Consider the following 25887-nt stretch of genomic DNA (forward strand, 5'->3'; position numbering starts at 1 on the left):
AATGAGGGCCACCCCGCCGGGGTGGCCCTCAGTCGTTCTGCGGGGTGCTAGACGGCCGTGTAGCCGCCGTCGATCAGCACGTAGGAGCCGGTCATGAAGCTGGCCTTGTCAGAGAGCAGGAAGGTCGCGAGGTTGGCGACCTCCTCTGCCCGGCCGAGCCGGCCGAGCGCGTGCTTCTGCTTGAGGCCGTTCAGCACGGCCTCCGGGGCGTGCTCGAGCAGCGGGGTCTGGATGTAGCCGGGCCCGATCGCGTTGACGCGCAGGCCCTGAGCGCCGTACTCGACCGCCGCGTTCTTGGTCAGGCCGACGACGCCGTGCTTGGCTGCCGTGTACGCGGCGTTGCCCGGGACGGCGACGGAGCCGTGGATGGAGGCCATGTTCACGATCGCGCCCTCCGCTGCACCGGCCGCGAGGATGGCCGGGATCTGGTAGCGCATGCCGTAGAGCACGCCGCTGAGGTTGATGGCGATGACCCGGTCCCAGTCGTCCAGGTCGACATCGCCGACGGGGGCGCTGGCGCCGCCGATGCCGGCGTTGTTCACGGCGTAGTGCAGGGCGCCGAAGGTCTCGACCGCGAAGTCGACCGACTTCTTGCTGTCCTCTGCGACGGCGGTGTTCGCCTGGAATGCCGCGGCGGAGCCGCCGGCGGCGGTGATCTCGTCGGCGACGCGCTGCGCGCCCTCCAGCGAGATGTCGGCCACGACGACGTTGGCGCCCTCGCGTGCCAGGTCCTTGCTGATGGCCTCGCCGAGGCCGGAGCCGCCGCCCGTGACGAGTGCGGTCTTGCCCGTGAAGTTGCCCATGATTTCTCCTTCTTCGCGGGATTGTGTCCCGCGACTGTTCCGGTGCCCGGCCCGTTCGGTCGGCCTCCATCTACAACCCTACGCCGCCCGCCGGCATTCCATGCATCTGCATGTAAATGCGCTGGCGACCGCCGCTACGGCTGCGGGTTGCGGGCGTCGTAGTTCCGGAAGGACGGCTGGGCGCGCATGATCAGGGCGATGAGCGCGATGATCAGCACGCCGCCGAGCAGGGGCGGGAACCAGAGCCCGACCGCCGTCGCCAGGATGCCCACGTAGAGGTCGCCGATGCGCGGCCCGCCGGTGACGACGACGGTGAAGATGCCCTGCAGGCGGCCCTGCATCGCGTCCGGGGTTGCCGTCAGCATCATGGTGCTGCGGAAGATGGCGCTCACCTCGTCGGAGGCACCCATGCCGGCCATGGCGAGCGCGGCCAGCACGAGGGCCGGCACATTGACGGCGCCGAAGTCCGCGCCGACGGTGCCGAACCAGCCCGTCTGCATGGCACCGACGACGAGGCCGAGCACGGCCACGCAGCCGCCGTAAACCATGATCGAGCGGGCGATGGCGACGCCGTAGCGGTGCACGTGCGCGACGGGCCCGCTGAACAGGCTGGTCAGGAAGGTGCCGAGCGCGGCCGCCGCGGTCAGCACGCCCACGGTCACGGCCCCGCCGCCGACGGCGAGCGCCGCCACGGCCGGCAGCAGGGCGAAGGGCCGGCCGAACGTCATCGCGACGATGTCGACGATGAAGCTGCTGCGAATGTTGGGCGCCTGGCGGAGGAAGTCGATGCCGTCGAGGAGCGAGCGCAGGCCAGCCCGCGTCGCCGACTTCTCCGCGGGCAGCCGCGGCAGCATCACGATGCCGAGGAACCCGGCGGTGAACAGCACGGCGTCCACCGCGAAGGTCACCGGGAAGCCGAGCGTGGCCACGAGCACGCCGGCCAGCGCCGGGCCGAGGGTGAGCTGCACGCCGATGCTGATGCCGTTCAGGGCGGCCGCCCGCGAGATGAGGTCGGCCGGGAGGATGCGCGGGATGACGGCGGCGCGGGTGGCCCCGCTGATGGTGGCGGCGACGGTGGCGATCGTCGTGGCCAGGTAGAACGGCCAGAGCGGGACGGCCGCGTCCGTGCCGCGGGTGAGCGTGTCGGCGAGGGAGAGGCCGAGCAGGCTGAGCGTGCCGAGCCAGGCGACGATCGAGCTGACGATCAGCACCGTGCGCCGGTCGAAGGCATCCGCCAGCACTCCGCCCCAGAGTCCGGCGATGATCATCGGCAGCAGGGCGATGCCGCCGACCAGGCCGACGGCGAGCGTGGAGTGCGTCATGTCGAAGATCTGCAGCCCGACGGCGACGATCGTCATCTGTGCGCCGATGCCGGCGATGGCCCCGCCGACCCAGAGCCGGCCGAAGGCGGGAACTCGCAGGGGGGCGAGGTCGACGAGTCGGCGGCGTTGCTGGGAGGGGGCTTGGGTCACCTGAAAACGATAGCGGCAACGCAGGCGCGGTTTTGCTCGTTGTCAGCGTGGTCCCGCGGTGCTAGCTTTCACGACGAAAGCTCACTTCTCAGTGCGAGGGAGTACCCCATGGCTGACACCAACGCGCCCGTGCAGCAGGCTCCGGAGCCGGAGCACCACCACGAGCTCCAGGCCGACGGGGTCACCGCGGCCGGCTCGATCGTGATGGCCGTCGCCGGCAGCGCCCCGGCCTACTCCATCGCCGCCACAACGGCGACGCTCGTGGCCGTGGCCGGCCTCGCCAGCCCGGCCGCGCTGCTCTGGTGCGCCCTGCCGATGCTCGGCATCGCCTGGGCCTTCGCCTACCTCGGCAGGGCTGACGTCAACGCCGGCGCCGCCTACTCCTGGGTGGGGCGCGCCCTGCACCCGATCCTCGGGTTCCTCTCCGGCTGGGCGCTCGTCATCTCCGCCACGATCTTCATGGTCGCCGGCGCGCTGCCGGCCGGCGTGATGACGGTGGCGCTGTTCAGCCCAGAGAACTCCGACAACGTGCCGCTGGTGACCGCCATCGGCGCCGTCTGGTTCCTGGTGATGGCGGCGTGCGTGCTGCTCGGCGTGCGCATCACGGCCCGCGCCCAGTGGATCATGTCGAGCGTGGAGGTCGCCATCCTGGTGGTCTTCGCCATCGCGGCGATCGTGACCGCGGCGACGGGCGCCCACGCCGGCCCCTCCTTCTCGTGGAGCTGGCTCGGCTTCGAGCACTTCAGCGGTACCGGCGCGTTCGTGGCCGCCGCGCTCATCGCCGCCTTCTATTACTGGGGCTGGGATGTCGCGGCCAACCTGAGCGAGGAGACGAAGAACGGGCGAAAGGCCTCCGGCATCGGCGGCATCGTCGGGGTGATCATCGTGTTCCTGCTGTTCGAGATCTTCACCATCGCGACCCTCGTCATCCTGCCCGCCGAGACGATCGAGGCCAACAGCGGCAACGTGCTCAACGTGCTCGGCGAGGCGATCTGGCCGGGGCCGGGCGGCAAGATCCTCATCATCGCCGTGATGCTCTCCACGATCGCCACCCTGGAGACGACGCTGATCCAGGTGACCCGCACCCTCTTCGCGATGGGCCGCGACCACACGATCCCCGCCGCGTTCGGCCACTCCCACCCGAAGTGGCGCACGCCCGCCTTCGCGACGCTCGTCGTCACCGGCGTCTCGCTCGTGCTGTTCATCGGCTCCAACTTCCTCGGCAGCGTCGGCGAGATCCTGAACAACGCGATCAGCTCGATCGGGCTGCAGATCGCCTTCTACTACGCCCTGGCCGGGATCGCCGTCGTCGTCGCGTACCGCCGGATCATCTTCAGCTCGGTGAAGAACTTCATCTTCATCGGCCTGTGGCCGGGCCTCGGTGCCCTGTTCATGGTGTGGATCTTCTTCGTCTCGATCCCGTCGCTGGAGACGATCGTGATCATCATCGGCCTCGGCAGCCTGGCCCTCGGCATCGTGCCGATCATCGTGTTCTGGAGGAAGGGCGCGGCCTACTTCAGCCGGCGCCCGCTGGAGCTGCCCGACGAGCTCGACGCCTCCGCGCCGGAAGACGTCGACACGGCCCCGCCCCGCTAGGCGCCCGGCGCGCGCCGGGCCTGCAGCAGGCGCAGGGTGTGCTGCACCACCTCGGCCGGCCCGTCGTGCTGGCGCAGGGCGGCGCCGACGCGCTCGGCGGATGCCCGGAATGCGGGGTCGGCGGACACCCGGCGCCACGCGGCCAGGATCTGCCGCGGCGACGGGGTGCCCGTGCGCAGGTCGATGCCGGCGCCGGCCCACGCCACCCGCGCCGCGATCTCCGGCTTGTCGAGGTCTCCGCCGGCCACGATGAGCGGGATGCCGTGCGCGAGGGCGGCCAGCACGCCGCCCCAGCCGCCGTTCGTGATCATCACATCGACGTGGGGGAGGAGGCCGGCGTAGGGGATGACATCGCTGACAGCGGCGTTCGGCGGGGCAGGGAAGGGCAGCTCCGGCCTGCCGCGCCTGCCCGTCACCGCCACCAGCCGCACGCGCTGCCGGCCGAGGGCGGCGAACGCCGGCTGGATCAGGTCGCGCGGCTCGGTGTTCAGGGTGCCCTGGGTCACGTGCACGACGGGGTCGCCGCCGGCCGCGGCATCCGGCAGCCAGTCTGGCCGTCGACCGGGCGGCGGCGGGGCGGCCGCCGCCGGGGTGAGCGTGCCGACGTAGACGACCTGCGACGGCAGGTCACGGCGCGGGTAGTCCAGCTCCGGCACGCCGCTGGCACAGACCAGCTCGGGCGAGTACCAGGCGTCGCCGAACGGCCGCCCGCCTGGCGCCAGTCCCGCATCGGAGCGGGCCAACCGGTAGTCGCGCTCCAGGCGCGCGCTGACCAGGGGCAGGATGCCGCGGAGCAGCGCATCGCGGGCGCGCCCGAGCGGGCCCCGGCCGGGCCGGATGCCGAGGCCCGGCGGCGGCAGGTCCCGGCTCGGGATCGTCAGCGGCACGATGCTCACGGTCGCCCACGGGGTGCCGGTGTGCTCGGAGGCCAGATGGGCGCCGAGGCTCAGCCCGTCGGCGACGATCACCTCCCACGGCTCCTCGTCGAAGGCGGCACGGAGGTCGACGCACTGCCCGGCCGCCGTGTTGATGAACACCTCCCGCACATTGGCGAGCATCTGGGCGGGCCCCTTCCGGTCCCGGAGGGCCGGAAACGCGGCCGGCAGATCGTGCTCGTCGAAGTCGGGGGCGACACGCCACGGCACGACCCCGGCCCCGAGCGAGGCGAAGGCCCCGGCGTGCGCGGCGCCCGTGTACACCCGCACCCGGTGCCCGTCGGCGAGGAACGCCTCGGCCACGGCGCGCATCGGCGCGACGTGCCCGACGAACGGCATGACGGCGATCATGATGGAAGCCATGCGGCCATGCTGCACCCGGCCGGCGCACCGGGCAACGGGGCTGGCACGGAGACCGGGGCGGACGGGAGGGCCCGCGCAGGCTGCTAGTGTGGACACCGCACTTTGACAACCTTTAAGAACCGTCCTGTGAGACGGAGAAGGGAGTCGGTTGATGGCACGCACAGTGCTGCAGCAGGCTGACATTGCCCGAGCGTTGACTCGGATCTCCCACGAGATCCTGGAGTCCAATCGGGGCCCAGACAACCTCGTGATCCTCGGCATCCCGACCAGGGGCGTGATCCTCGCCCGGCGCATCGCCGAGACCATCGCCCGCATCGAGCCGGATGCCGCCCCCGTCGCGGTCGGCACGCTCGACGTGACGATGTACCGCGACGACCTCTCCCGCACCCGCACCCGCACCCCGGCGCCGACGCACGTGCCGGGCAGTATCGACGGCAAGACCGTCGTGCTCGTCGACGACGTGCTGTACTCGGGCCGCACCATCCGCTCCGCCCTGGACGCGCTGAACGACCACGGCCGGCCGAGCGCCGTGCGCCTGGCCGTGCTGGTCGACCGCGGCCACCGCGAGCTGCCGATCCGCGCCGACTACGTGGGCAAGAATCTGCCGACATCCGCCGTGGAGCGCATCAACGTGCACCTCGAGGAGATCGACGGCGACGAGTTCGTGAGCATCGAGGGGGGCGGGGCCGAGTGATGCGCCACCTGCTCTCCACCAAGGACCTCTCCCGCGAGGCCGCCATCGAGATCCTCGACATCGCCGAGGACATGGCCGACGTGCAGCAGCGCGAGGTCAAGAAGCTGCCGACGCTGCGCGGCAAGACCGTCGTCAACCTCTTCTTCGAGGACTCCACCCGCACCCGCATCTCCTTCGAGGCCGCCGCCAAGCGCCTCTCCGCGGATGTCATCAACTTCAGCGCCAAGGGCTCGAGCGTGTCCAAGGGCGAGAGCCTGAAGGACACGGCGCAGACCCTGGCCGCGATCGGCGCCGACGGCGTCGTCATCCGCCACGGAGCCTCCGGGGCCCCCGCCGTCCTGGCCGCCAGCGGCTGGATCGACGCCGGCATCATCAACGCCGGTGACGGCACCCACGAACACCCCACCCAGGCGCTGCTGGACGCGTTCACGATCCGCCGCCGCCTGCACCCCGGCGCCTCCCGCGGCCGCGGCCTCGACGGCGTCACCGTCACGATTGTCGGCGACATCCTGCACTCGCGGGTCGCCCGGTCCAACGTCTGGCTGCTCAGCACCCTCGGCGCCAGCGTGCACCTGGTGGCCCCGCCCACCCTCGTCCCGGTGCACACCACGGCGTGGCCGGCGACGATCGGCTACGACCTGGACGCGGCGATCGACGCCGCGCCAGACGTCGTGATGATGCTGCGCATCCAGGCCGAGCGCATGAATGCGGCGTTTTTCCCGAACAGTCGGGAGTATTCCCGCACATGGGGTCTGGATGATGATCGCTTCCGGCGCCTCGCGCCGAGTAGCATTGTGATGCACCCCGGGCCGATGAACCGCGGCCTGGAAATCTCGTCTGCCGCAGCCGATTCGGCGCAGTCGACGGTGCTCGAGCAGGTAGCGAATGGAGTTTCGGTGAGAATGGCCGCGTTGTACGTCTTGCTTTCTGGCGAACGTGAGGTGGCCCGATGACTTCATCAACACCGAGCGAGCGCACCCTCATCACCGGCGCCACCCTGGCCGACGGACGCCGCACCGACCTGCTGCTGGAGAACGGCCGCATCACCGAGACCGGCTCCGGCCTGAGCTCCGCGGGCGCCGCCGTCGTCGACGCCGACGGGCTGCTGGCCCTGCCGGGCCTCGTCGACCTGCACACCCACCTCCGCGAGCCCGGCTACGAGCAGAGCGAGACCGTGCTGACCGGCAGCCGCGCCGCCGCGGCCGGCGGCTTCACCAGCATCTTCGCCATGGCGAACACCTCGCCCGTCGCCGACACCGCCGGCGTCGTCGAGCAGGTGCTCTCCCTCGGCGAGCAGGCCGCCTACGCCACCGTGCGCCCGATCGGCGCCGTCACCGTCGGCCTGGCCGGCGAGAAGCTGGCCGAGCTCGGCGCCATGGCCGCCTCCCGGGCCCAGGTGCGCGTCTTCTCCGACGACGGCTTCTGCGTCTCCGACCCGCTGCTCATGCGCCGCGCCCTCGAGTACGTCAAGGGCTTCGACGGCGTCATCGCCCAGCACGCCCAGGAGCCCCGCCTCACCGTCGGCGCCCAGATGAACGAGGGCGCCCTCTCCGGCGAGCTCGGCCTCACCGGCTGGCCGGCCGTCGCCGAGGAGTCGATCATCGCCCGCGATGTCCTCCTCGCCGAGCACGTCGGCTCCCGGCTGCACGTCTGCCACGTCTCCACCGCCGGCTCCGTCGACGTCATCCGCTGGGCGAAGGCCCGCGGCATCAACGTCACCGCCGAGGTCACGCCGCACCACCTGCTGCTGACCGAGGAGCTCGTCGCCAGCTACGACGCCCGCTACAAGGTCAACCCGCCGCTGCGCCGGCGCGAGGACGTGGAGGCGCTGCGCGCCGCCCTCGCCGACGGCACGATCGACATCGTCGCCACCGACCACGCCCCGCACCCGGTCGAGGCCAAGGACTGCGAGTGGGACGCCGCGGCGAACGGGATGGTCGGGCTCGAGTCCGCCCTCTCCGTCGTGCACGCCTCCGTCGTGGCGAACGGCCTGCTCGACTGGAACGACGTCGCCCGCGTGCTGAGCGGCGCCCCCGCCCAGATCGGCCGCCTCGCCGGGCACAGCAGCGTGCTGGAGGTCGGCGCGATCGCCGACATCGTGCTCTACGACCCGAACGCGAGCCGCGAGTTCAGCACCCAGAACCTGGCCGGCAAGGGCGTCAACTCGCCCTACCTCGCCATGACGCTGCCCGGCCGCGTCGAGGCCACCTTCCGGCACGGCTACGCCACGGTGCTGGGCGGCGAGCTGGTCGCGGCCGAGCAGGTCGCCCGCGCCGCCTCCATGCTGAGCGGGGCCAGCGCGTGAGCGTCGAGCGCGCGCTGCTGGCCGCCCTGCTGGTCGTCATCGTCGTCGTGCTGCTGCTCGTCATGGTGCGCAGCTGGAAGCGCCGCGGCCGCCGGGACCAGGGCCTGACCGCCTACCCGGTGCCGGCATCCGCCGCCGCGCCGAGCCTGAGCGTGCGGGCCAACTACGTCGCCACCACCCGGCACGAGCTGCCGCTGGAGCGCCTGCTGCCCGCCGGCCTGCGCTTCCGCGCGCAGGGCACGCTGGCCGTCGCCCCGGACGGCCTGACGATCGAGCTGGACGGCGGCGCCCCGCTCTTCATCCCGGCCGGCGCCCTCCGCGCCGTCGGCGAGAGCAGCTGGGCGATCGACCGCGGGGTCGAGCAGGGCGGACTCTGCCTCGTGAGCTGGCAGATGCAGGGCGGCCAGGATGGCGCCGCCACCATCGCAGACAGCTACTTCCGCGTGATCGACGCCGCAGAGAGGCCCAGAGTCCTCTCCGCGATCTCCACCATTCTTCCGGCCGTGAAACCGGCCGACGCCAACAGTGAGGCACCAAATTGACTATGGGAAGCGCAATGACAGCTGAAACCGCAACCACCCCGAACGCCCGGCCGGGCCAGGCAGTGCTCGTTCTCGAGGACGGCACCCGCTACGTCGGCCGCGCATACGGCGCGACCGGCCGCACCCTCGGCGAGGCGGTGTTCTCCACCGGCATGACCGGCTACCAGGAGACGCTGACCGACCCGAGCTACGCCGGCCAGATCGTGCTGATGACCGCGCCGCACATCGGCAACACCGGCGCCAACGACGAGGACATGGAGTCCAGCCGCATCTGGGTCGCCGGCTTCATCGTCCGCGAGCCCTCCCGCATCGTGTCGAACTTCCGCTCCCAGCGCAGCATCGACGACGACCTGGTCGCCGGGGGAGTCGTCGGCATCAGCGGCATCGACACCCGCGCCGTCACCCGCCGCATCCGCTCGGTCGGGGCCCTGCGCGCCGGCATCTTCTCCGGGGCCGACTTCGAGCTCTCCGACGCCGAGCAGCTCGAGCTGGTGCGCTCCGGCGCCCAGATGACCGGCCTGAACCTCTCGGGCGAGGTCTCCACCAGCGAGCGCTATGAGCTGCCGGCCACCACCGAGCGCGTCGGCACGGTCGCCGTGCTCGACCTCGGCGTCAAGACCTCCACCCTCGAGTTCCTGGCCGCCCGCGGCTTCGACGTCGTGGTGCTGCCGCAGACCACGAGCGCCGCCGAGATCCTCGCGCTCGCCCCCGACGCCCTGTTCTTCTCGAACGGCCCTGGCGACCCCGGCGCCTCGGACGGCCACGTCGAGCTGCTCCGCGAGGTGCTCCGGGCCGGCGTGCCGTACTTCGGCATCTGCTTCGGCAACCAGCTGCTCGGCCGCGCGCTCGGCTTCAACACCTACAAGCTGCCCTTCGGCCACCGCGGCATCAACCAGCCGGTGCTGGACAAGGCCACCGGCCGGGTCGAGATCACCGCGCACAACCACGGCTTCGCCGTGGAGGCGCCGATCGACGTCATCAGCGAGTCGACCGAGGGCTTCGGCCGCGTCGAGGTCAGCCACTACGACCTCAACGACAACGTCGTCGAGGGCCTGAACTGCCTCGACATCCCCGCATTCTCCGTGCAGTACCACCCCGAGTCCGCCTCGGGCCCGCACGACGCCAACTACCTCTTCGACCGCTTCCGTGACATGGTCATGGCGCAGCAGCAGCAGAACGGAAACAAGTAATGCCCAAGAGAGACGACATCAAGAGCGTTCTGGTCATCGGCTCCGGCCCGATCGTCATCGGCCAGGCGTGCGAGTTTGACTACTCGGGCACCCAGGCCTGCCGCGTGCTGCGCGAGGAGGGCGTGCGCGTCATCCTGGTCAACTCGAACCCGGCCACCATCATGACCGACCCCGACTTCGCCGACGCCACCTACGTGGAGCCGATCACCTGGCAGGTCATCGAGACCATCATCGCCAAGGAGAAGCCGGACGCCATCCTGCCGACCCTCGGCGGCCAGACCGCCCTCAACGCGGCGATCCAGCTGCACGAGAACGGCATCCTGGAGAAGTACAACGTCGAGCTCATCGGCGCCAACTTCGAGGCCATCAACAAGGGCGAGGACCGCCAGATCTTCAAGGACCTGGTGCTCGCCGCCGGCGCCGACGTGGCCCGCTCCTACATCGCGACCAGCGTCGAGCAGGCCGTCGAGCAGGCCAAGGACCTCGGCTACCCGCTCGTCGTGCGCCCCTCCTTCACCATGGGCGGCCTCGGCTCCGGCTTCGCGTACACCGAGGAGGAGCTGCGCCGCATCGTCGGCGACGGCATCCACCAGAGCCCGACCAGCGAGGTGCTGCTCGAGGAGTCGATCCTCGGCTGGAAGGAGTATGAGCTCGAGCTCATGCGCGACACCAGCGACAACACCGTCGTGGTCTGCTCCATCGAGAACGTCGACCCCGTCGGCGTGCACACCGGAGACTCGATCACCGTTGCCCCCGCGCTGACCCTGACCGACCGCGAGTTCCAGAAGCTGCGCGACATCGGCATCGACATCATCCGCGCCGTCGGCGTGGACACCGGCGGCTGCAACATCCAGTTCGCGATCGACCCGGCCGACGGCCGCATCATCGTGATCGAGATGAACCCGCGCGTCTCCCGCTCCTCGGCGCTGGCCTCCAAGGCGACCGGCTTCCCGATCGCGAAGATCGCCGCCAAGCTCGCCATCGGCTACCGCCTCGACGAGATCCCCAACGACATCACCAAGGTGACGCCGTCCAGCTTCGAGCCGACCCTGGACTACGTCGTCGTCAAGGTGCCGCGCTTCAACTTCGAGAAGTTCCCGGCCGCGGACGCCACCCTGACCACGACCATGAAGTCCGTCGGCGAGGCGATGGCCATCGGCCGCAACTACGCCACCGCGCTGCAGAAGGCGCTCCGCTCGATGGAGAAGAAGGGATCCTCCTTCCACTGGGGCGAGGAGCCACGCTCGCTCGCCGAGCTGCTGGAGATCTCGAAGGTCCCCACCGACGGCCGCATCGTCACCGTGCAGCAGGCCCTGCGCAAGGGCGCCTCGATCGAGCAGGTCTTCGAGGCCACCAAGATCGACCCGTGGTTCATCGACCAGATCGTGCTGATCAACGAGGTCGCCGAGACCATCGCCACCGCGGAGACCCTCGACACCGAGGTGCTCATCCACGCCAAGGACCACGGCTTCTCCGACGCCCAGATCGGCGAGCTGCGCGGTTTCGGCGAGGCCGACGTGCGCGAGGTGCGCCACATCCTCGGCGTCCGCCCCGTCTACAAGACCGTCGACACTTGCGCGGGCGAGTTCCCCGCCCTCACCCCTTACCACTACTCCAGCTACGACCTGGAGACCGAGGTGCTGCCGAGCGACCGCAAGAAGGTCGTCATCCTGGGCTCCGGCCCGAACCGCATCGGCCAGGGCGTCGAGTTCGACTACTCCTGCGTGCACGCGTCCTTCGCCCTCTCCGACGCGGGCTTCGAGACGATCATGATCAACTGCAACCCGGAGACGGTCTCCACCGACTACGACACCTCCGACCGCCTCTACTTCGAGCCGCTCACGCTCGAGGACGTGCTCGAGGTCATCCACGCGGAGAGCCAGAGCGGCGAGCTCGTCGGCGTCGTCGTGCAGCTCGGCGGCCAGACGGCCCTCGGCCTGGCCAAGGGCCTGGAGGCCGCAGGCATCCCGATCCTCGGCACCACGCCGTCGGCCATCGACCTGGCCGAGGAGCGCGGCTTGTTCTCCGGCATCCTCGAGGCGGCCGGCCTGATGGCCCCCCGCAACGGCACCGCGACCGACGCCCCCGGCGCCATCGCGGTGGCCGAGGAGATCGGCTACCCCGTGCTGGTGCGCCCGAGCTACGTGCTCGGCGGCCGCGGCATGGAGATCATCTACGACAGCGCCTCCTTCGCCGACTACTTCGCCCGCATCGAGGGCCAGGTCGTCGTCGGACCCTCGCACCCGCTGCTGGTGGACCGCTTCCTCGACGACGCGATCGAGATCGACGTCGACGCCCTCTATGACGGCACCGAGCTCTACATCGGCGGCGTCATGGAGCACATCGAGGAGGCCGGCATTCACTCCGGCGACTCCAGCTGCACCCTCCCGCCCGTCACGCTCGGCCGCGGCCAGATCGACAAGGTGCGCGAGGCGACCCTCGCGATCGCCCAGGGCATCGGCGTGCGCGGCCTGCTGAACGTGCAGTTCGCGATCGGCGCCGGCGTGCTCTACGTGCTCGAGGCCAACCCGCGCGCCTCCCGCACCGTGCCGTTCGTCTCCAAGGCGCTCGGCATCCCGCTGGCCAAGGCCGCCTCGCTCGTCATGGTCGGCAAGACCATCGCCGAGCTCAAGGCCGACGGCCTGCTGCCGGCCAACGACGGCTCCCGCGTGCCGCTGGACTCGCCCGTCTCCGTCAAGGAGGCCGTGCTGCCCTTCAAGCGCTTCCGCACCAAGGAGGGCACCGTCGTGGACTCCGTGCTCGGCCCGGAGATGCGCTCCACCGGCGAGGTCATGGGCATCGACAAGGACTTCCCGCGGGCCTTTGCCAAGAGCCAGCTGGCCGCCTACGGCGGAATGCCGCTCTCCGGCACCGTGTTCGTCTCGGTCAGCGACCGCGACAAGCGCTCCGTCATCCTGCCCGCGCTGCGCCTGCAGGAGCTCGGCTACGAGCTGATCGGCACGGAGGGCACCGTCGAGGTGCTGCGCCGCAACGGCATCCGCGCCGAGCAGGTGGCCAAGTTCTCCGAGAAGGCCACCGAGGCGGACTCCTCGATCGTCGAGCTGATCCACAGCGGAGAGGTGCAGGTCGTCATCAACACGCCGAGCGGCCGCTCCGCCCGTGCCGACGGCTACGAGATCCGCGCCGCGGCCGTCGCCGCCGACATCCCGCTGTTCACGACGATCGCCGAGCTCAGCGCGGCCGTCGGCTCGCTGGACGCGGTGCGCACCGGCTTCGAGGTCACGAGCCTGCAGGAGTACGCGATTCAGCGGGCAGCGAGCGCGTGAGCCAGCCAGAGGCACTGACTTTCGGTGACAAGCTCGGGGCGGTCTTCGACCGCTCCGGGCACCTCTGCGTCGGCATCGACCCGCACGCGTGGATCCTGGACCAGTGGGGTCTCGAGGACTCTGCAGAGGGCGCTCGCGAGTTCGGCCTGCGCGTCGTCGAGGCGGCCTGGAACCGGGCCGGCATCGTCAAGCCGCAGGTGTCGTTCTTCGAGCGGCACGGCTCCGCCGGCTACGCCGCACTGGAGCGGGTGATCACCGAGGCGCGTGCCGCCGGCATCCTCGTCATCGCCGACGCCAAGCGCGGCGACATCGGCAGCACCCAGCAGGCGTACGGCGAGGCGTGGCTGCGGCCCGGATCGCCGCTCGAGTCGGATGCCGTCACGCTCAGCCCGTACCTGGGGCTCGGCTCGCTGCAGAGCTCGCTCGAGCTCGCGGAGGCCGCGGGCAAGGGCGTGTTCGTGCTCGCCGCCACCTCCAACCCGGAGGCGGCCGGCCTGCAGACCGCCCGCGTCGCCGAGACCGAGCGCACCGTCGCGGCGAGCATGCTCGCCGGCGTCGCGCAGTGGAATGGCAGCCGGAAGGACCAATCCGAACGGCGCTTCGGCTCGGTGGGCGTCGTGCTCGGCGCGACCCTGGAGCTGGCGAAGTTCGGCATCAACATCAACGAGGAGCCCGTCGGCCCGGCCGTTCCCGTGCTGGCCCCCGGATTCGGGCACCAGGGCGCCGAGGTGAGCGAGACTCGCCGGCTGTTCGGCGCGCTCACCCCCGGCGTCATCGTCTCGGAATCGCGCGGCCTGCTCTCGGCCGGCCGCGACGGCATCGCCGACGCCATCGCGCGTCGCGCAGAGGAAGTGGAGGCCAAGCGTGGCTGACTCAGCTGTAAAAGACACCGACGGGCAGAACGTCGACAAGCCCAAGCACCTGAACCCGCCCGAGGTGGACCGGGTCGCGGCCAGCCGCGCCGCCGTCGCCGCCCGCCGGGCGCGCGCCGCCGTCAAGGCGGCGATCGCGGCGGGGGAGCGCAACCCGCTCGACGTCATGCGCACCGCCTTCGCGGAGCCGCTCGGCGCCGAGGGCAAGCTGCGCGTGACGGAGTTCCTCACCAGCATCCCCGCGATCGGCGTCACCAAGATGCACCGCATCATGGACGACCTCGGCATCTCCCCGGCGAAGCGCCTCGGCGGGCTCGGCAAGCACCAGCGGGAGCGCCTCTACGACTTCCTCTACGACCGGCTGTCCGCGCGCACCCCCGCGCCGGCGCGCCTGGTCGTGCTGGCCGGCCCGACCGCCGTCGGCAAGGGCACCGTCGCCAACCACATCCGGGAGAACCACCCGGACGTGCTGCTCTCGGTCTCCGCCACCACCCGGGCGCCCCGCCCCGGCGAGGTGGAGGGCGTCAGCTACTACTTCGTCGACGACGCCGAGTTCGACCGGATGGTCGAGGAGGGCGAGCTGCTGGAATGGGCGACGGTGCACAACGCGCACCGCTACGGCACCCCGCGCGGCCCCGTCGATGCGGCCCTGGCCGCGGGCAACAGTGTGCTGCTGGAGATCGACATCCAGGGCGCCCGCTCGGTGCGCCGGGCCATGCCGGAGGCCAGACTGGTGTTCCTGCAGCCGCCGAGCTGGGAGGAACTGGTCCGCCGCCTGGTCGGCCGCGGCACCGAGACGGCCAGCGAACAGGCCCGCAGGCTCGAGACGGCGAAGGTCGAATTGGCCTCCGTCGACGAGTTCGATTTCCAGGTCGTGAACAGCGACGTGGGCGAGGCCGCGCAAGAAGTCGTAGACTTGATGAAGACTCGCAAGGCGAAGCGCTGACCCAGCGCGCCCTTTTCCTCGTTTTGCTCACCCCTCACACAGGAGTTCCACATGGCTGACAAGCTCACCGGCATCATCGACCCGCCCATCGACGAGCTGCTCTCGAAGGTCGACTCCAAGTATGCCCTCGTGATCTTCGCCTCCAAGCGCGCCCGCCAGATCAACGACTACTACTCCGACCTGCACGAAGGCAGCCTGTTTGACAACGTCGGCCCCCTGGTCGACTCGTCGATCGAGGACAAGCCCCTGTCGATCGCGATGCACGAGATCAACGAGAACAAGCTGACGGTTCGCCCGAACGCCGAATAACCCTGTAGAAGGCGGCTCTTCCGTGTCCCAGCCCCTCACGATCGTCGTCGGCATCAGCGGCGGCATCGCCGCGTACAAGGCTGTCAACGTGGTGCGGGCATTCGTGCTGGCCGGGCACTCTGTGCACGTGGTCGCCACGGATGCCGCACTGCGGTTCGTGGGCCGGCCGACGCTGGAGGCCATCTCGCGGAACCCCGTGCACAGCGAGCTGTACGAGGGAGTCGCCGAAGTGCGGCACGTGGCGATCGGCCAGTCGGCCGACCTCATCGTGATCGCCCCGGCGACGGCGAACACCATCGCCAAGCTGGCCGCCGGCATCGCCGACGACCTGCTCGGCAACACCGTGCTGGCCAGCACCGCCCCGCTCGTCATCGCCCCGGCGATGCACACCGAGATGTGGCAGAACCCGGCCACCGTCGCCAACATCGCCACGCTGCGCTCGCGCGGCGTCACGGTGGTCGGCCCCGCCGTGGGCCAGCTGACCGGCGCCGACTCCGGCCCCGGCCGGCTCGAGGAGCCCGACGCGATCGTCCGCGCCGCCCTCGCCGCCTACGACGCGTCCCGCCCCGACGCCCGGGCCGCGCAGCTCGACCTGGCCGGCCGACGCGTCGTCGTCACCGCCGGCGGCACCCGCGAGCCGTTGGACCCCGTGCGCTTCCTCGGCAACCGCTCCAGCGGCAGGCAGGGCATCGCCCTGGCCGAGGCGGCGGCCGCCCGCGGCGCCGCGGTGGTGCTCATCGCGGCCCACCTCGAAGTGCAGGCGCCGGCCGGCGTCGACGTGCGCGAGGTCTCGACGGCCTTGCAGATGCAGGATGCCGCCGCCCTGGCATCCGAGGGCGCCGACATCGTCATCATGGCGGCCGCCGTCGCCGACTACCGCCCCGTTGAGGTCAGCGAGGGCAAGATCAAGAAGGACGAGCGCGGCGACACCATGACGCTCGAGCTCGTCCGCAACCCCGACATCCTGGCCGGCCTCGCCGCCGCCAAGGCCCCCGGCCAGCTCGTCGTCGGCTTCGCCGCGGAGACCGAGCCGGACCGCGCCGCCCAGCTGGAGCTCGGCCGTAGCAAGCTCGCCCGGAAGGGCGCCGACCTGCTCGTGCTGAACCGGGTCGGCTGGAGCGAGGGCTTCGCCACAGAACGCAACGACATCACGGTGCTCGATGCCGGCGCGGATATAGTGTTGGAGGCCGTCGGCAGCAAGCTGTCGGTGGCCCATCGCATACTTGATGTGATCGCGGAACGTCTGCACTAGCAGCCCGCGCGACCACCGTTTTTCAGCACCACAACCTTCGATCAGAGACAGGCCCATGAGCGAGCTTCGGCTATTCACTTCGGAATCGGTCACCGAGGGACACCCAGACAAGATCTGCGACCAGATCTCCGACAGCATCCTCGACGCCATGCTGGCACTCGACCCGCACAGCCGGGTCGCCGTCGAGACGCTGGTGACCACCGGGCTCGTGCACGTCGCGGGTGAGGTCACCACCGAGGCGTACGTCGAGATCCCCTCCATCGTGCGCGAGCGCATCACCTCCATCGGCTACGACTCCTCCGACGTCTGGTTCGACGGGCGCTCCTGCGGGGTGTCGATCTCGATCGGCGGCCAGTCGCCGGACATCGCCCAGGGCGTCGACAAGGCCTTCGAGAGCCGCACGCTCTCCAGCCACGAGCGCTACGACCAGCAGGGTGCTGGCGACCAGGGCATCATGTTCGGCTACGCCACCACCGAGACGCCGCAGCTGATGCCGATCCCGATCTGGATCGCGCACCGCCTCGCCGAGCGCCTCGCCGAGGTGCGCAAGGCCGGCCTCGTCGACTACCTGCGACCGGATGGCAAGACCCAGGTCACCATCGGCTACGAGGGCCAGATCCCGCGCAGCGTCGAGACCGTCGTGCTCTCCACCCAGCACTCGCCCAAGGTCAGCCAGGAGCAGCTCGCCCGCGAGATCAACGAGCTCGTCATCCGCCCCGTCCTCGACCTCGTCGAGCTCGACTCCGCCGGCGCGAAGACCCTGATCAACCCGACCGGCAAGTTCGAGATCGGCGGCCCGCAGGGCGACGCCGGGCTCACCGGCCGCAAGATCATCATCGACACCTACGGGGGAGCCAGCCGCCACGGCGGGGGAGCCTTCAGCGGCAAGGACCCGTCCAAGGTCGACCGCTCCGCCGCCTACGCCATGCGCTGGGTCGCCAAGAACGCCGTCGCCGCCGGCCTGGCCGAGCGGCTCGAGGTGCAGGTCGCCTACGCCATCGGCAAGGCGGCCCCCGTCGGGCTGTACGTGGAGACCTTCGGCACCGGCACGCTGCCTGACGCCGACATCACCCGCGCCATCCGCGAGGTGTTCGACCTCCGCCCCGGCGCCATCATCGACGACCTCGACCTGCTGCGCCCGATCTACGCGCAGACCGCCAGCTACGGCCACTTCGGCCGCGAGCTCCCCGACTTCACGTGGGAGCGGCTGGACCGGGTCGACGATCTGAGAAGCGCAGCCGGGCTCTGATCATGCGGTCCGGTGTGGTCGCCCGCGTCCTGATCGACAACCCGCTGCCGCAGCTGGACCACCTCTTCGACTACGGCGTGCCGGAGGCGCTGGCCGGCGACATCCGCGTCGGGCAGCGGGTCAAGGTGCCGTTCCGCTCCGGCGGGCGCATCATCGACGCCTACGTGATCGAGCTGGTGGACCCCGCAGGCGCCGATGACTCCTTCTCGGGCACGCTCAGCGACATCGACTCGCTCGTGTCGACGGCCGCCGTGCTCACCCCCGACGTCTACGAGCTGGCGCGCCGCATCGCCGACCGCGGCGCCGGCAGCGCCATCGACGTGGTGCGGCTGGCCGTGCCGCCGCGCGCGGTGCGGGCCGAGAAGAAGTGGCTGGCCGCGCAGGCGGATGCCGCAGCCGCCGAGCCCGAGCCCGAGCCCGCGCCCTCATCTGACCCGGTCGCCTCGCCCGCTGTGCCCTCCGCCGAGCCGGTGCTCCCTGGCCTCAGCGGCTACACCGACGCCGTCGTGGCCGGGGCCCTCGACCCGGACGGGCGGGTCGCGATGACCGCCGTGCCGCGGCTCGTGCAGACGCCGTCCGGCGCCTGGGTGGGCCACTGGGCCCTGACCATGGCCGAGCTGGCCGCGCGCACGCTCGCCGGCGGGCGCAGCGCCCTGCTGGCCGTTCCCGACTTCCGCGACCAGGAGCAGCTGCTCGCCGCCCTGCACGCGCTGCTGCCGGCGGAGCAGATCTCCCGCTTCGACGCCCGGCAGACCACGACGGAGCGCTACAGCGCGTTCCTGGCCTGCCTCGGCCCCGAGCCACGCGTCGTCGTCGGCAACCGCTCCGTCGTCTACGCGCCGGCCAGCGCGCTCGGGCTCATCGCCCTCTGGGACGACGGCGACCCGCTGTACGCCGAGTCGCTCGCCCCCTACGCCAACGCCCGCGACGTCGCGCTCATCCGGCAGGGCCTGAGCGGCTCCGCGCTCGTCCTGCTCGGCCACGCCCGCAGCATCGAGGCGCAGCGCCTCGTCGAGATCGGTTGGCTGCACGAGCTCGCGCCCGAGCGCTTCTCCCGCCCCAACATCATCGCCACCGCCCAGCAGGGCCAGCCGGACGAGCACGCCCAGGCGGCGCGCATCCCGTCGCTGGCCTGGCGCGAGGCGAAGGACGGCCTCGGCCGCGGGCCCGTGCTCGTGCAGGTCGCCTCGCCCGGCTACGCGCCCGTCGTCGCCTGCGCCAGCTGCCGCGAGGCCGCCCGCTGCGCCCACTGCCAGGGTCCGCTCGGCCAGAACGCCCCGGGAGCGGCGCCCAGCTGCCGCTGGTGCGGCGCGATCGCCGCGAACTGGACCTGCGGCACCTGCGGGGGGCACGCGCTGCGCACCGTGCGGATCGGCGCCGGGCGCACCGCAGAGGAGCTCGGCCGGGCCTTCCCCGGCGCGCTCGTCGTCGTCGCCGACGGCGAGAACCCGATCCTCAGCGTGAGCGCGAAGCCCGCGCTGGTGATCGCCACCCGCGGGGCCGAGCCGGTCGCCGCCGGCGGCTATGCCGCCGTGCTGCTGCTGGACGGCGAGCGGATGCTCGGCCGCGAGTCCCTGCGGGTCGCAGAGGACGCACTGCGCTGGTGGTCCAACGCGGCCGTGCTGGCCGCGCCCGGGGCGCCGGTGATCCTGGCCGGGGTGGGCGGCGCCCTCGCCTCCGCGCTCGGCACCTGGCAGCAGGCCCAGTGGGCCGGCCGCGAGTTCGCCGACCGGCGCGCCCTGCGCTTCCCACCCGCCGTGCGCACCGCCTCCGTCACCGCGGCCCCCGGCGTGCTCGACGGCGCGCTGGCCGAGCTGCGTGAGCTGGACGGCGTCGACATCCTGGGGCCGGTCCCCGCCCCGCCCGCCGGGCCGGGCGCGGCGGCATCCGACGGCCTCATGCGCGCCATCGTGCGCTTCGACTACGCGGCCGGCGCCGAGGTGGCCCGGCGCCTGCGGGCCGCCATCGTCGCCGTGGCGAGCTCGCGGAGGCGGCCGCCCAAGGGGGGCGCCTTCCGGCCCGCACCTACACTGAGAGTTCGATTTGATGACCCGGAGATCTTCTAGATGAGACTTGTTTTTGCCGGAACGCCCGACGCCGCGGTGCCGAGCCTCCGACTGCTCGCGGGCGGCCCGCACGAAATCGCGGCCGTCGTCACCCGGGAGGATGCCCCGCAGGGGCGCAAGCGCATCCTGACCCCGTCTCCGGTGGCGCAGGCCGCCGCAGCGCTCGGGCTGCCGGTCATCAAGGCGAACCGCCTCGACGAGGCCGTCACCGCCCAGATCGCGGCGCTCGGCGCGGAACTCGGCGTCATCGTCGCCTACGGCGGGCTCGTGCGCGAGCCGCTGCTCTCCACGCCCCGCCTCGGCTGGATCAACCTGCACTTCTCGCTGCTGCCGCGCTGGCGCGGGGCCGCCCCGGTGCAGCGGGCGCTCATCGCCGGCGACGAGCGCACCGGCGCCGACGTCTTCCAGCTGGTTGCAGCCCTCGACGCCGGCGACGTCTTCGGACGGATCGAGCGGCCCATCACCGAGGCGGACACGTCCGTGACGCTGCTGGCCGAGCTCGCCGTCTCCGGCGGGGCCCTGCTGGCCCGCGTCGTGGACGAGCTCGCCGACGGCAGCGCCGTCGCCGTGCCGCAGAGCGGCGAGCCCACCCCGGCTGCCAAGCTCGGCATCGACGACGCCCGGCTGCACTGGTCGGAGCCCGCCGAGACCGTCTTCCACCGCTACCAGGGCGTCACCGCCGAGCCCGGCGCGTTCACCCTGCTCGACGGCGCCCGGTTCAAGCTGCACGAGCTCCGCCACGCGCGGGATGCCGCAGCGCTGCCGCCCGGGCACATCAGATCCGTCGACGGCCGCGTGCTCGTCGGCACCGCCAGCACCCCGCTCGAGCTGCTCCGTGTGCAGCCGGCCGGCAAGACCCCGATGAACGCCGCCGACTGGTGGCGCGGCATCGCAGCAGAGGAGGTGATCGCCGAATGAGCGATCCCAGGAACAGTTCGCCCCGGCGGAACAGCCAGGGCCGGGCGCCGCAGCGCCGCCCACAGCAGCAGGTGCAGCCCGCCCGGCTCGTCGCCTACGAGGTCATCGCCGCCGTGCGCGAGTCCGACGCCTACGCCAACCTGCTGCTGCCCAGCCGCATCCAGAAGGCCGGCCTGAACTCGGCCGACGCCGCGCTGGCCACCGAGCTCACCTACGGCACGCTCCGCATGCAGGGCTTCTACGACAAGGTCATTGAGCTCGTCGCCGACCGCACCGTTGACAAGATCGACCCGGCCGTGCTCGACGTGCTGCGCCTCGGCGCCCACCAGCTGCTGGCCACCCGGGTGGCCACGCACGCCGCCGTCAACGAGTCGGTCGCGCTGGCCAGCCAGGTCGCCTCCCGCTCGGCCACCGGCTTCACCAACGGCGTGCTGCGCACCATCTCGCGCAGCTCGCTCGAGGAGTGGCAGGGCTGGGTGCAGGAGGAGACCGAGGGCGCCGACGAGAAGCTCGCCGTGCTGCACTCGCACCCGGCCTGGGTGGTGCGCGCGCTCCGCGCCGCGCTGGACGCCGAGGGCCGCGCCGACGAGCTCGAGCAGCTGCTGCAGGCCGACAACGTCGCCCCCAGGGTCAACCTGGCGGCGCTGCCCGGCCTCGTCGATCAGGTGGATGCCGCCGGCCTCGGCGACGCGGACGCCTTCTCGCCGATCGGCTTCGTGCTCTCCGGCGGCGACCCGCTCGGCGTCACGGAGCGTTTCGGCGGCCGCGTGCGCGTGCAGGACGAGGGCTCCCAGCTGGCGGCACTCGCCCTCAGCCGGGCCGAGCCGGTCGTCGCGGGGGAGCGCTGGCTCGACCTCTGCGCCGGCCCCGGCGGCAAGGCGGCGCTGCTCGCCGCCGAGGCGCGACTGGGCGGCGCGGAGCTCACCGCCAACGAGCTGGTGCCCGCCCGGGCCGGCCTCGTGCGCAACGCCCTCGCCGGCGTGCCCGGCGAGGTGCCCGTGCTGGAGCTGGACGGCACCACCATCGGCGACACGCACCCCGCCGCCTTCGACCGGATCATGCTCGACGCGCCCTGCACCGGCCTCGGCGCGCTGCGCCGGCGCCCGGAGGCCCGCTGGCGCAAGACGCCGAACGACGTCGCCGAGCTGAGCGTGCTGCAGGGCAAGCTGTTCGACGCCGCCTTCGCCGCGCTGAAGCCCGGCGGCATCCTCGCCTACGTCACCTGCTCGCCGCACCTCGGCGAGACGCTCGGCACCGTCAACGGCGCCCTCGCCCGCTGGGGCGACGCGCTCGAACAGCTGCCGACCCGCGAGGTGCTCGAGGGCATCGCCGCGAACCCGCTGGACGTCGGCGGCGACGGCCGGACCGTGCAGCTCTGGCCGCACCGCCACGGCACCGACGCCATGTTCATCGCGCTGTTCCGCAAGAACTAGCCGCACCCGTCCGCCGGGCGGCCGCACCTCGGGAGGCGTTCGACGGGTCGGGAGGCACCTGTCGGCCGAAACCCGCCTCCCGATCCGCCGTCTGCCTCCCGATCGGTCGCGGCGCCCGAAGCCCTGAGCGACTTCGCGGGAACGGCTGCCTGCGGCATCCGCCGGCCCGGCCACACGCGCTGGTCGGGTGTTGGTTTCGGTCGCTGGCGCTCCCTCGAGCCAACGGGGTTGCGGATCCGGAGGCACCCGCGACATCGGGAGGCAACTTCGGGCCGGAAACAGCCTCCCGATCCGCCGTCGGCCTCCCGATCGGTCGCAGCCGCTCCCTCGAGCCAACGGGAGCACGAGGCTGGAGCTGGCCCTTTCCGTTGATCGAGTAGGCCCGCGAGTGTCGTATCGAGATCTCGCAACGGGGTCTCGATACGCGCCGCAGGCGGCGCTACTCGACCAGCGGGTGGGTGCCACCCGTGTCCCGGGGCGTTGGCTTCGGTCGCTGGCGCTCCCTCGAGCCAACGGGGTGCATGCGCGCATCCGCACGGCGGCTGGAGGGCGCCGCGCCGCGAGGGACGAGCAGCCGAGCCAACGTGGGCAGCCGCCCGCTCGCTAGCATAGGAGCCATGTCGACCAGCAGCGCCCCCCGCATCAACCCCAGCATCCTCACCGCCGATTTCGCGAACCTCGAGCGCGAGCTCGGCCGCATCGCCACCGCCGACTTCGTGCACGTGGACGTCATGGACAACCATTTCGTGCCGAACCTCACCTTCGGCAAGACGATGGTGGAGCGCCTCAACGAGGTCTCCCCGATCCCGCTGGACGTGCACCTGATGATCTCGGATGCCGACCACTGGGCGCCCGGCTACGCCGAGGTGGGGGCGGCATCCGTCACCTTCCACGCCGAGGCCAGCACCGACCCGGTCACCCTGGCCCGGCGGCTGCGCCAGCGCGGCGCCCGCGCCGGCATCGCCCTGAAGCCCGGAACCGACGTCGAGCCGTACCTGGAGCTGCTTCCCGAGTTCGACCAGATTCTCATCATGACCGTGGAGCCCGGCTTCGGCGGGCAGAGCTTCATGACCGACATGATGCCCAAACTCCGACGCGCCGCCGACGCCGTGGCCGCCAGCGGCCTGGACGTCTGGCTGCAGGTGGACGGCGGCATCAGCCTGGACACCATCGGCACCGCGGCCGAGGCCGGCGCGAACACCTTCGTCGCGGGCTCCGCCGTGTATAACGCGGGCGAGCCGGAGGCGCAGATTGCGGCCCTGCGCGCCGCCGCGGCGTCATCGGCCCACAAGCACTAGTACCCTGTAGAGGTGAAAACTTTCGACGCCCTCTTCGCCGAGCTCTCCGAGAAGGCCCGCATCCGCCCCGAAGGATCGGGAACCGTGCGTGAGCTCGACGCGGGCGTGCATGCCATTGGAAAGAAAATCGTCGAGGAGGCCGCCGAAGTGTGGATGGCCGCCGAGTACCAGAGCGACGACGAGACCGCCGAGGAGATCTCGCAGCTGCTCTACCACCTGCAGGTGCTGATGCTGGCGAAGGGTCTCAGCCCCGCCGACATCTACCGACATCTCTGATTCGCCGCGCACCAGTGCCGGCCGCTCATGTCACCGATGACTGATCCACACGAACCAGAGAGCACCACCATGCTGAGAATTGCCGTGCCCAACAAGGGCTCACTGTCCGACACCGCCGCCCAGATGCTGTTCGAGGCGGGCTACACCGGCCGCCGCGACCCGCGCGAGCTGCACACTCCCGACCCCCGCAACGACGTCGAGTTCTTCTACCTGCGCCCGCGCGACATCGCCACCTACGTCGGCTCCGGCGCCCTGGATGTCGGCATCACCGGCCGCGACCTGCTGCTGGACTCCGGCTCGCCCGCCACCGAGGTGCACGAGCTGAACTTCGCCGAGTCGACGTTCCGCTTCGCCGGCCCCGCCGAGCGCTTCCGCGAGCTCGGCGACCTCGCCGGCGTGCGCGTCGCCACCAGCTACCCGGGCCTCGTCGGCGATTTCCTCCGCGAGAAGGGCATCGAGGTCGAGCTGGTCAAGCTCGACGGCGCCGTCGAGTCCGCCGTGCGGCTCGGGGTCGCGGATGCCGTCGCCGACGTCGTCTCCACCGGCGCCACGCTCCGCGCCGCCGGCCTGGCCATCTTCGGCCCCGTCATCCTCGAGTCCACCGCCGTCCTCATCCGCTCCGCGGACGAGAAGCCCGGCGTGGCCACCCTGCTCCGCCGCCTGCAGGGCGTGCTCGTCGCCCGCCAGTACGTGATCATGGACTACGACATCCCCGTCGCGCTGCTGGAGCAGGCCACCCGCGTCGCCCCCGGCATCGAGTCGCCCACCGTCTCCCCGCTGCACGACCCGGAGTGGGCGGCCGTGCGGGTGATGATCCCGCGGGCGGAGACGAACCAGATGATGGACGCGCTCTACGAGATCGGCGCCCGCGCCATCCTCGTCAGCTCGATCCACGCTGCGAGGCTGTGACGGCCATGGCACTCTCCGTGCGCGTCATCCCGTGCCTCGACGTGGCCGACGGCCGCGTCGTCAAGGGCGTCAACTTCCAGAACCTGCGCGACGCGGGCGACCCCGTCGAGCTGGCCAAGCGCTACTTCGAGCAGGGGGCGGACGAGCTCACCTTCCTCGACGTCACCGCGACCGTCGACAACCGCTCCACCACCTACGACGTGGTGCGGGCCACCGCCGAGCAGGTCTTCATCCCGCTCACCGTCGGCGGCGGCATCCGCAGCGTTGAGGACGTCTCCCGGCTCCAGGCCAACGGCGCCGACAAGGTGGGCGTGAACAGCGCCGCCATCGCCCGCCCGGCCCTGATCGCCGAGATCGCCGACCGCTTCGGCTCGCAGGTGCTCGTGCTCTCGCTCGACGTCAAGCGCAGCGAGCGCACCGAGTCCGGCTTCGTCGTGACCACCCACGGCGGCCGCACCGAGACCGACCTGGACGCGCTCGACTGGGCGCGCCAGGCCATCGAGCTCGGCGTCGGCGAGCTGCTCGTCAACTCGATCGATGCCGACGGCACCAAGGCCGGCTTCGACCTCGAGCTGATCCGCATCATGCGCGAGCTCAGCACCGTGCCCGTCATCGCCTCCGGTGGCGCCGGCGCAGTGGAGCACTTCCCGCCGGCGATCGCCGCCGGCGCCGATGCCGTGCTGGCCGCCTCCGTGTTCCACAACGGCGAGCTCACCATCGGCCAGGTCAAGGCGGCCATCGCGGCCGAGGGAATGCCGGTGCGCGCATGAGCGACAACGCGAACGGCACCGGCACCGGCAACGCCGACGTCGACGCCGTCATCGCCCGCGCCGCCTTCAACGCCGACGGCCTGCTTCCGGCCATCATCCAGCAGCACGACACCCGCGAGGTGCTGATGCTCGGCTGGATGGATGCCGAGGCACTCCGCCGCACCCTGACCGAGGGCCGCGTCACCTTCTGGTCGCGCTCCCGCCAGGAGTACTGGCGCAAGGGCGACACGTCCGGCCACGCCCAGTTCGTGCGCGGCGCCGCACTCGACTGCGACGACGATGCGCTGCTGGTGCAGGTCGAGCAGATCGGGGCGGCCTGCCACACCGGCGCGCTCTCCTGCTTCGACGTCGACCCCCTCCAGCCCGTCATCCTGCCCGCCTGAGACACAGTTCGCCCGACGT

At 71.6% G+C, this 25887-nt stretch carries 23 protein-coding genes; 20 read left to right on the forward strand and 3 right to left on the reverse strand.

Features of this window, described 5'->3' with window-relative positions; all coding sequences use genetic code 11:
* Positions 1–47: 47 nt before the first annotated feature.
* Positions 48–803: an SDR family NAD(P)-dependent oxidoreductase gene (locus BLT62_RS09375; RefSeq protein ID WP_083363813.1), complete on the reverse strand. Its 756-nt coding sequence runs from the start codon at positions 801–803 to the stop codon at positions 48–50.
* A gap of 134 nt (positions 804–937) precedes the next feature.
* Positions 938–2275, reverse strand: a complete 1338-nt coding sequence (locus tag BLT62_RS09380; RefSeq protein WP_083363814.1) for an MFS transporter — start codon at positions 2273–2275, stop codon at positions 938–940.
* Positions 2276–2383: 108 nt separating this feature from the next.
* Here BLT62_RS09380 and BLT62_RS09385 point away from each other — a divergent pair, with 108 nt between their 5' ends.
* Complete coding sequence (locus BLT62_RS09385) at positions 2384–3871, forward strand: APC family permease (RefSeq protein WP_083363815.1); 1488 nt, start codon at positions 2384–2386, stop codon at positions 3869–3871.
* On the opposite strand, the gene BLT62_RS09390 is transcribed toward BLT62_RS09385, so the two are convergent.
* Positions 3868–5169: a glycosyltransferase gene (locus BLT62_RS09390; RefSeq protein ID WP_083363816.1), complete on the reverse strand. Its 1302-nt coding sequence runs from the start codon at positions 5167–5169 to the stop codon at positions 3868–3870. The two genes, BLT62_RS09385 and BLT62_RS09390, sit on opposite strands and share 4 nt — an antisense overlap.
* A 148-nt stretch (positions 5170–5317) precedes the next feature.
* On the opposite strand from BLT62_RS09390, the gene pyrR reads away from it, so the two are divergent.
* The 19 genes from pyrR to hisI all read left to right on the forward strand — a co-directional run bounded on the left by pyrR (position 5318) and on the right by hisI (position 25868).
* Complete coding sequence (pyrR, locus tag BLT62_RS09395) at positions 5318–5863, forward strand: bifunctional pyr operon transcriptional regulator/uracil phosphoribosyltransferase PyrR (protein ID WP_083363817.1); 546 nt, start codon at positions 5318–5320, stop codon at positions 5861–5863.
* Complete coding sequence (locus tag BLT62_RS09400; protein WP_083363818.1) at positions 5863–6816, forward strand: aspartate carbamoyltransferase catalytic subunit; 954 nt, start codon at positions 5863–5865, stop codon at positions 6814–6816. Before pyrR ends, BLT62_RS09400 begins: the two co-directional genes overlap by 1 nt.
* Entirely contained in the window at positions 6813–8168 is a 1356-nt protein-coding gene (locus BLT62_RS09405; RefSeq protein WP_083363819.1) for a dihydroorotase, read from the forward strand. The genes BLT62_RS09400 and BLT62_RS09405 overlap by 4 nt, the downstream gene beginning before the upstream one ends.
* Entirely contained in the window at positions 8165–8710 is a 546-nt protein-coding gene (locus BLT62_RS09410; RefSeq protein WP_083363820.1) for a PH-like domain-containing protein, read from the forward strand. Before BLT62_RS09405 ends, BLT62_RS09410 begins: the two co-directional genes overlap by 4 nt.
* A gap of 14 nt (positions 8711–8724) precedes the next feature.
* Complete coding sequence (carA, locus tag BLT62_RS09415; protein ID WP_172829678.1) at positions 8725–9900, forward strand: glutamine-hydrolyzing carbamoyl-phosphate synthase small subunit; 1176 nt, start codon at positions 8725–8727, stop codon at positions 9898–9900.
* A complete protein-coding gene (gene carB, locus BLT62_RS09420) occupies positions 9900–13187 on the forward strand; it encodes a carbamoyl-phosphate synthase large subunit (protein WP_083363821.1) in 3288 nt (1095 codons plus the stop codon). Before carA ends, carB begins: the two co-directional genes overlap by 1 nt.
* Positions 13184–14059, forward strand: coding sequence for an orotidine-5'-phosphate decarboxylase (pyrF, locus tag BLT62_RS09425; protein ID WP_083363822.1), 876 nt, complete (start codon positions 13184–13186; stop codon positions 14057–14059). The genes carB and pyrF overlap by 4 nt, the downstream gene beginning before the upstream one ends.
* 49 nt (positions 14060–14108) lie before the next feature.
* A complete protein-coding gene (gene gmk / locus BLT62_RS09430; protein WP_083365402.1) occupies positions 14109–15005 on the forward strand; it encodes a guanylate kinase in 897 nt (298 codons plus the stop codon).
* 51 nt (positions 15006–15056) lie between these two features.
* A complete protein-coding gene (gene rpoZ, locus BLT62_RS09435) occupies positions 15057–15314 on the forward strand; it encodes a DNA-directed RNA polymerase subunit omega (RefSeq protein WP_083363823.1) in 258 nt (85 codons plus the stop codon).
* Between the two features lie 22 nt (positions 15315–15336).
* Positions 15337–16566 (forward strand): bifunctional phosphopantothenoylcysteine decarboxylase/phosphopantothenate--cysteine ligase CoaBC, encoded by a 1230-nt coding sequence (gene coaBC, locus BLT62_RS09440; RefSeq protein WP_083363824.1) that lies wholly within the window; start codon positions 15337–15339, stop codon positions 16564–16566.
* A 55-nt stretch (positions 16567–16621) separates the two neighbouring features.
* Positions 16622–17815, forward strand: coding sequence for a methionine adenosyltransferase (metK, locus tag BLT62_RS09445; RefSeq protein WP_083363825.1), 1194 nt, complete (start codon positions 16622–16624; stop codon positions 17813–17815).
* A gap of 2 nt (positions 17816–17817) precedes the next feature.
* Entirely contained in the window at positions 17818–19881 is a 2064-nt protein-coding gene (locus BLT62_RS09450; protein WP_083363826.1) for a primosomal protein N' family DNA-binding protein, read from the forward strand.
* Positions 19882–20799 (forward strand): methionyl-tRNA formyltransferase, encoded by a 918-nt coding sequence (fmt, locus tag BLT62_RS09455; protein ID WP_083363827.1) that lies wholly within the window; start codon positions 19882–19884, stop codon positions 20797–20799.
* Entirely contained in the window at positions 20796–22232 is a 1437-nt protein-coding gene (locus BLT62_RS09460; protein WP_083363828.1) for an RsmB/NOP family class I SAM-dependent RNA methyltransferase, read from the forward strand. Before fmt ends, BLT62_RS09460 begins: the two co-directional genes overlap by 4 nt.
* A 617-nt stretch (positions 22233–22849) precedes the next feature.
* Positions 22850–23530, forward strand: coding sequence for a ribulose-phosphate 3-epimerase (gene rpe / locus BLT62_RS09470; RefSeq protein ID WP_083363830.1), 681 nt, complete (start codon positions 22850–22852; stop codon positions 23528–23530).
* Positions 23531–23542: 12 nt separating this feature from the next.
* Positions 23543–23806: a phosphoribosyl-ATP diphosphatase gene (locus BLT62_RS09475; protein ID WP_083363831.1), complete on the forward strand. Its 264-nt coding sequence runs from the start codon at positions 23543–23545 to the stop codon at positions 23804–23806.
* Positions 23807–23875: 69 nt separating this feature from the next.
* The gene (gene hisG, locus BLT62_RS09480; RefSeq protein ID WP_083363832.1) at positions 23876–24715 is read left to right on the forward strand and encodes an ATP phosphoribosyltransferase; all 840 of its coding nucleotides are present in this window, start codon (positions 23876–23878) and stop codon (positions 24713–24715) included.
* A 5-nt stretch (positions 24716–24720) separates the two neighbouring features.
* A complete protein-coding gene (gene hisF, locus BLT62_RS09485; protein ID WP_083363833.1) occupies positions 24721–25485 on the forward strand; it encodes an imidazole glycerol phosphate synthase subunit HisF in 765 nt (254 codons plus the stop codon).
* Positions 25482–25868 carry a phosphoribosyl-AMP cyclohydrolase gene (gene hisI / locus BLT62_RS09490; protein WP_083363834.1) on the forward strand — a complete coding sequence of 129 codons (387 nt, stop codon included), beginning with the start codon at positions 25482–25484 and terminating at the stop codon, positions 25866–25868. The genes hisF and hisI overlap by 4 nt, the downstream gene beginning before the upstream one ends.
* The last annotated feature ends 19 nt before the right edge of the window (positions 25869–25887 follow it).

The sequence above is a fragment of the Microterricola viridarii genome (assembly GCF_900104895.1).
In the GTDB taxonomy this organism is placed as follows: Bacteria; Actinomycetota; Actinomycetes; order Actinomycetales; family Microbacteriaceae; genus Microterricola; species Microterricola viridarii.

What these genes read in the sequence shown, in the direction of transcription:
- BLT62_RS09375 (WP_083363813.1), bottom strand. Translation starts at nt 803, where the DNA reads ATGGGCAACTTCACGGGCAAGACCGCACTCGTCACGGGCGGCGGCTCC.
- BLT62_RS09385 (WP_083363815.1), top strand. Translation starts at nt 2,384, where the DNA reads ATGGCTGACACCAACGCGCCCGTGCAGCAGGCTCCGGAGCCGGAGCAC.
- BLT62_RS09390 (WP_083363816.1), bottom strand. Translation starts at nt 5,169, where the DNA reads ATGGCTTCCATCATGATCGCCGTCATGCCGTTCGTCGGGCACGTCGCG.
- BLT62_RS09400 (WP_083363818.1), top strand. Translation starts at nt 5,863, where the DNA reads ATGCGCCACCTGCTCTCCACCAAGGACCTCTCCCGCGAGGCCGCCATC.
- BLT62_RS09405 (WP_083363819.1), top strand. Translation starts at nt 6,813, where the DNA reads ATGACTTCATCAACACCGAGCGAGCGCACCCTCATCACCGGCGCCACC.
- carA (WP_172829678.1), top strand. Translation starts at nt 8,725, where the DNA reads ATGACAGCTGAAACCGCAACCACCCCGAACGCCCGGCCGGGCCAGGCA.
- carB (WP_083363821.1), top strand. Translation starts at nt 9,900, where the DNA reads ATGCCCAAGAGAGACGACATCAAGAGCGTTCTGGTCATCGGCTCCGGC.
- rpoZ (WP_083363823.1), top strand. Translation starts at nt 15,057, where the DNA reads ATGGCTGACAAGCTCACCGGCATCATCGACCCGCCCATCGACGAGCTG.
- metK (WP_083363825.1), top strand. Translation starts at nt 16,622, where the DNA reads ATGAGCGAGCTTCGGCTATTCACTTCGGAATCGGTCACCGAGGGACAC.
- BLT62_RS09450 (WP_083363826.1), top strand. Translation starts at nt 17,818, where the DNA reads ATGCGGTCCGGTGTGGTCGCCCGCGTCCTGATCGACAACCCGCTGCCG.
- fmt (WP_083363827.1), top strand. Translation starts at nt 19,882, where the DNA reads ATGAGACTTGTTTTTGCCGGAACGCCCGACGCCGCGGTGCCGAGCCTC.
- BLT62_RS09460 (WP_083363828.1), top strand. Translation starts at nt 20,796, where the DNA reads ATGAGCGATCCCAGGAACAGTTCGCCCCGGCGGAACAGCCAGGGCCGG.
- rpe (WP_083363830.1), top strand. Translation starts at nt 22,850, where the DNA reads ATGTCGACCAGCAGCGCCCCCCGCATCAACCCCAGCATCCTCACCGCC.
- hisG (WP_083363832.1), top strand. Translation starts at nt 23,876, where the DNA reads ATGCTGAGAATTGCCGTGCCCAACAAGGGCTCACTGTCCGACACCGCC.
- hisF (WP_083363833.1), top strand. Translation starts at nt 24,721, where the DNA reads ATGGCACTCTCCGTGCGCGTCATCCCGTGCCTCGACGTGGCCGACGGC.
- hisI (WP_083363834.1), top strand. Translation starts at nt 25,482, where the DNA reads ATGAGCGACAACGCGAACGGCACCGGCACCGGCAACGCCGACGTCGAC.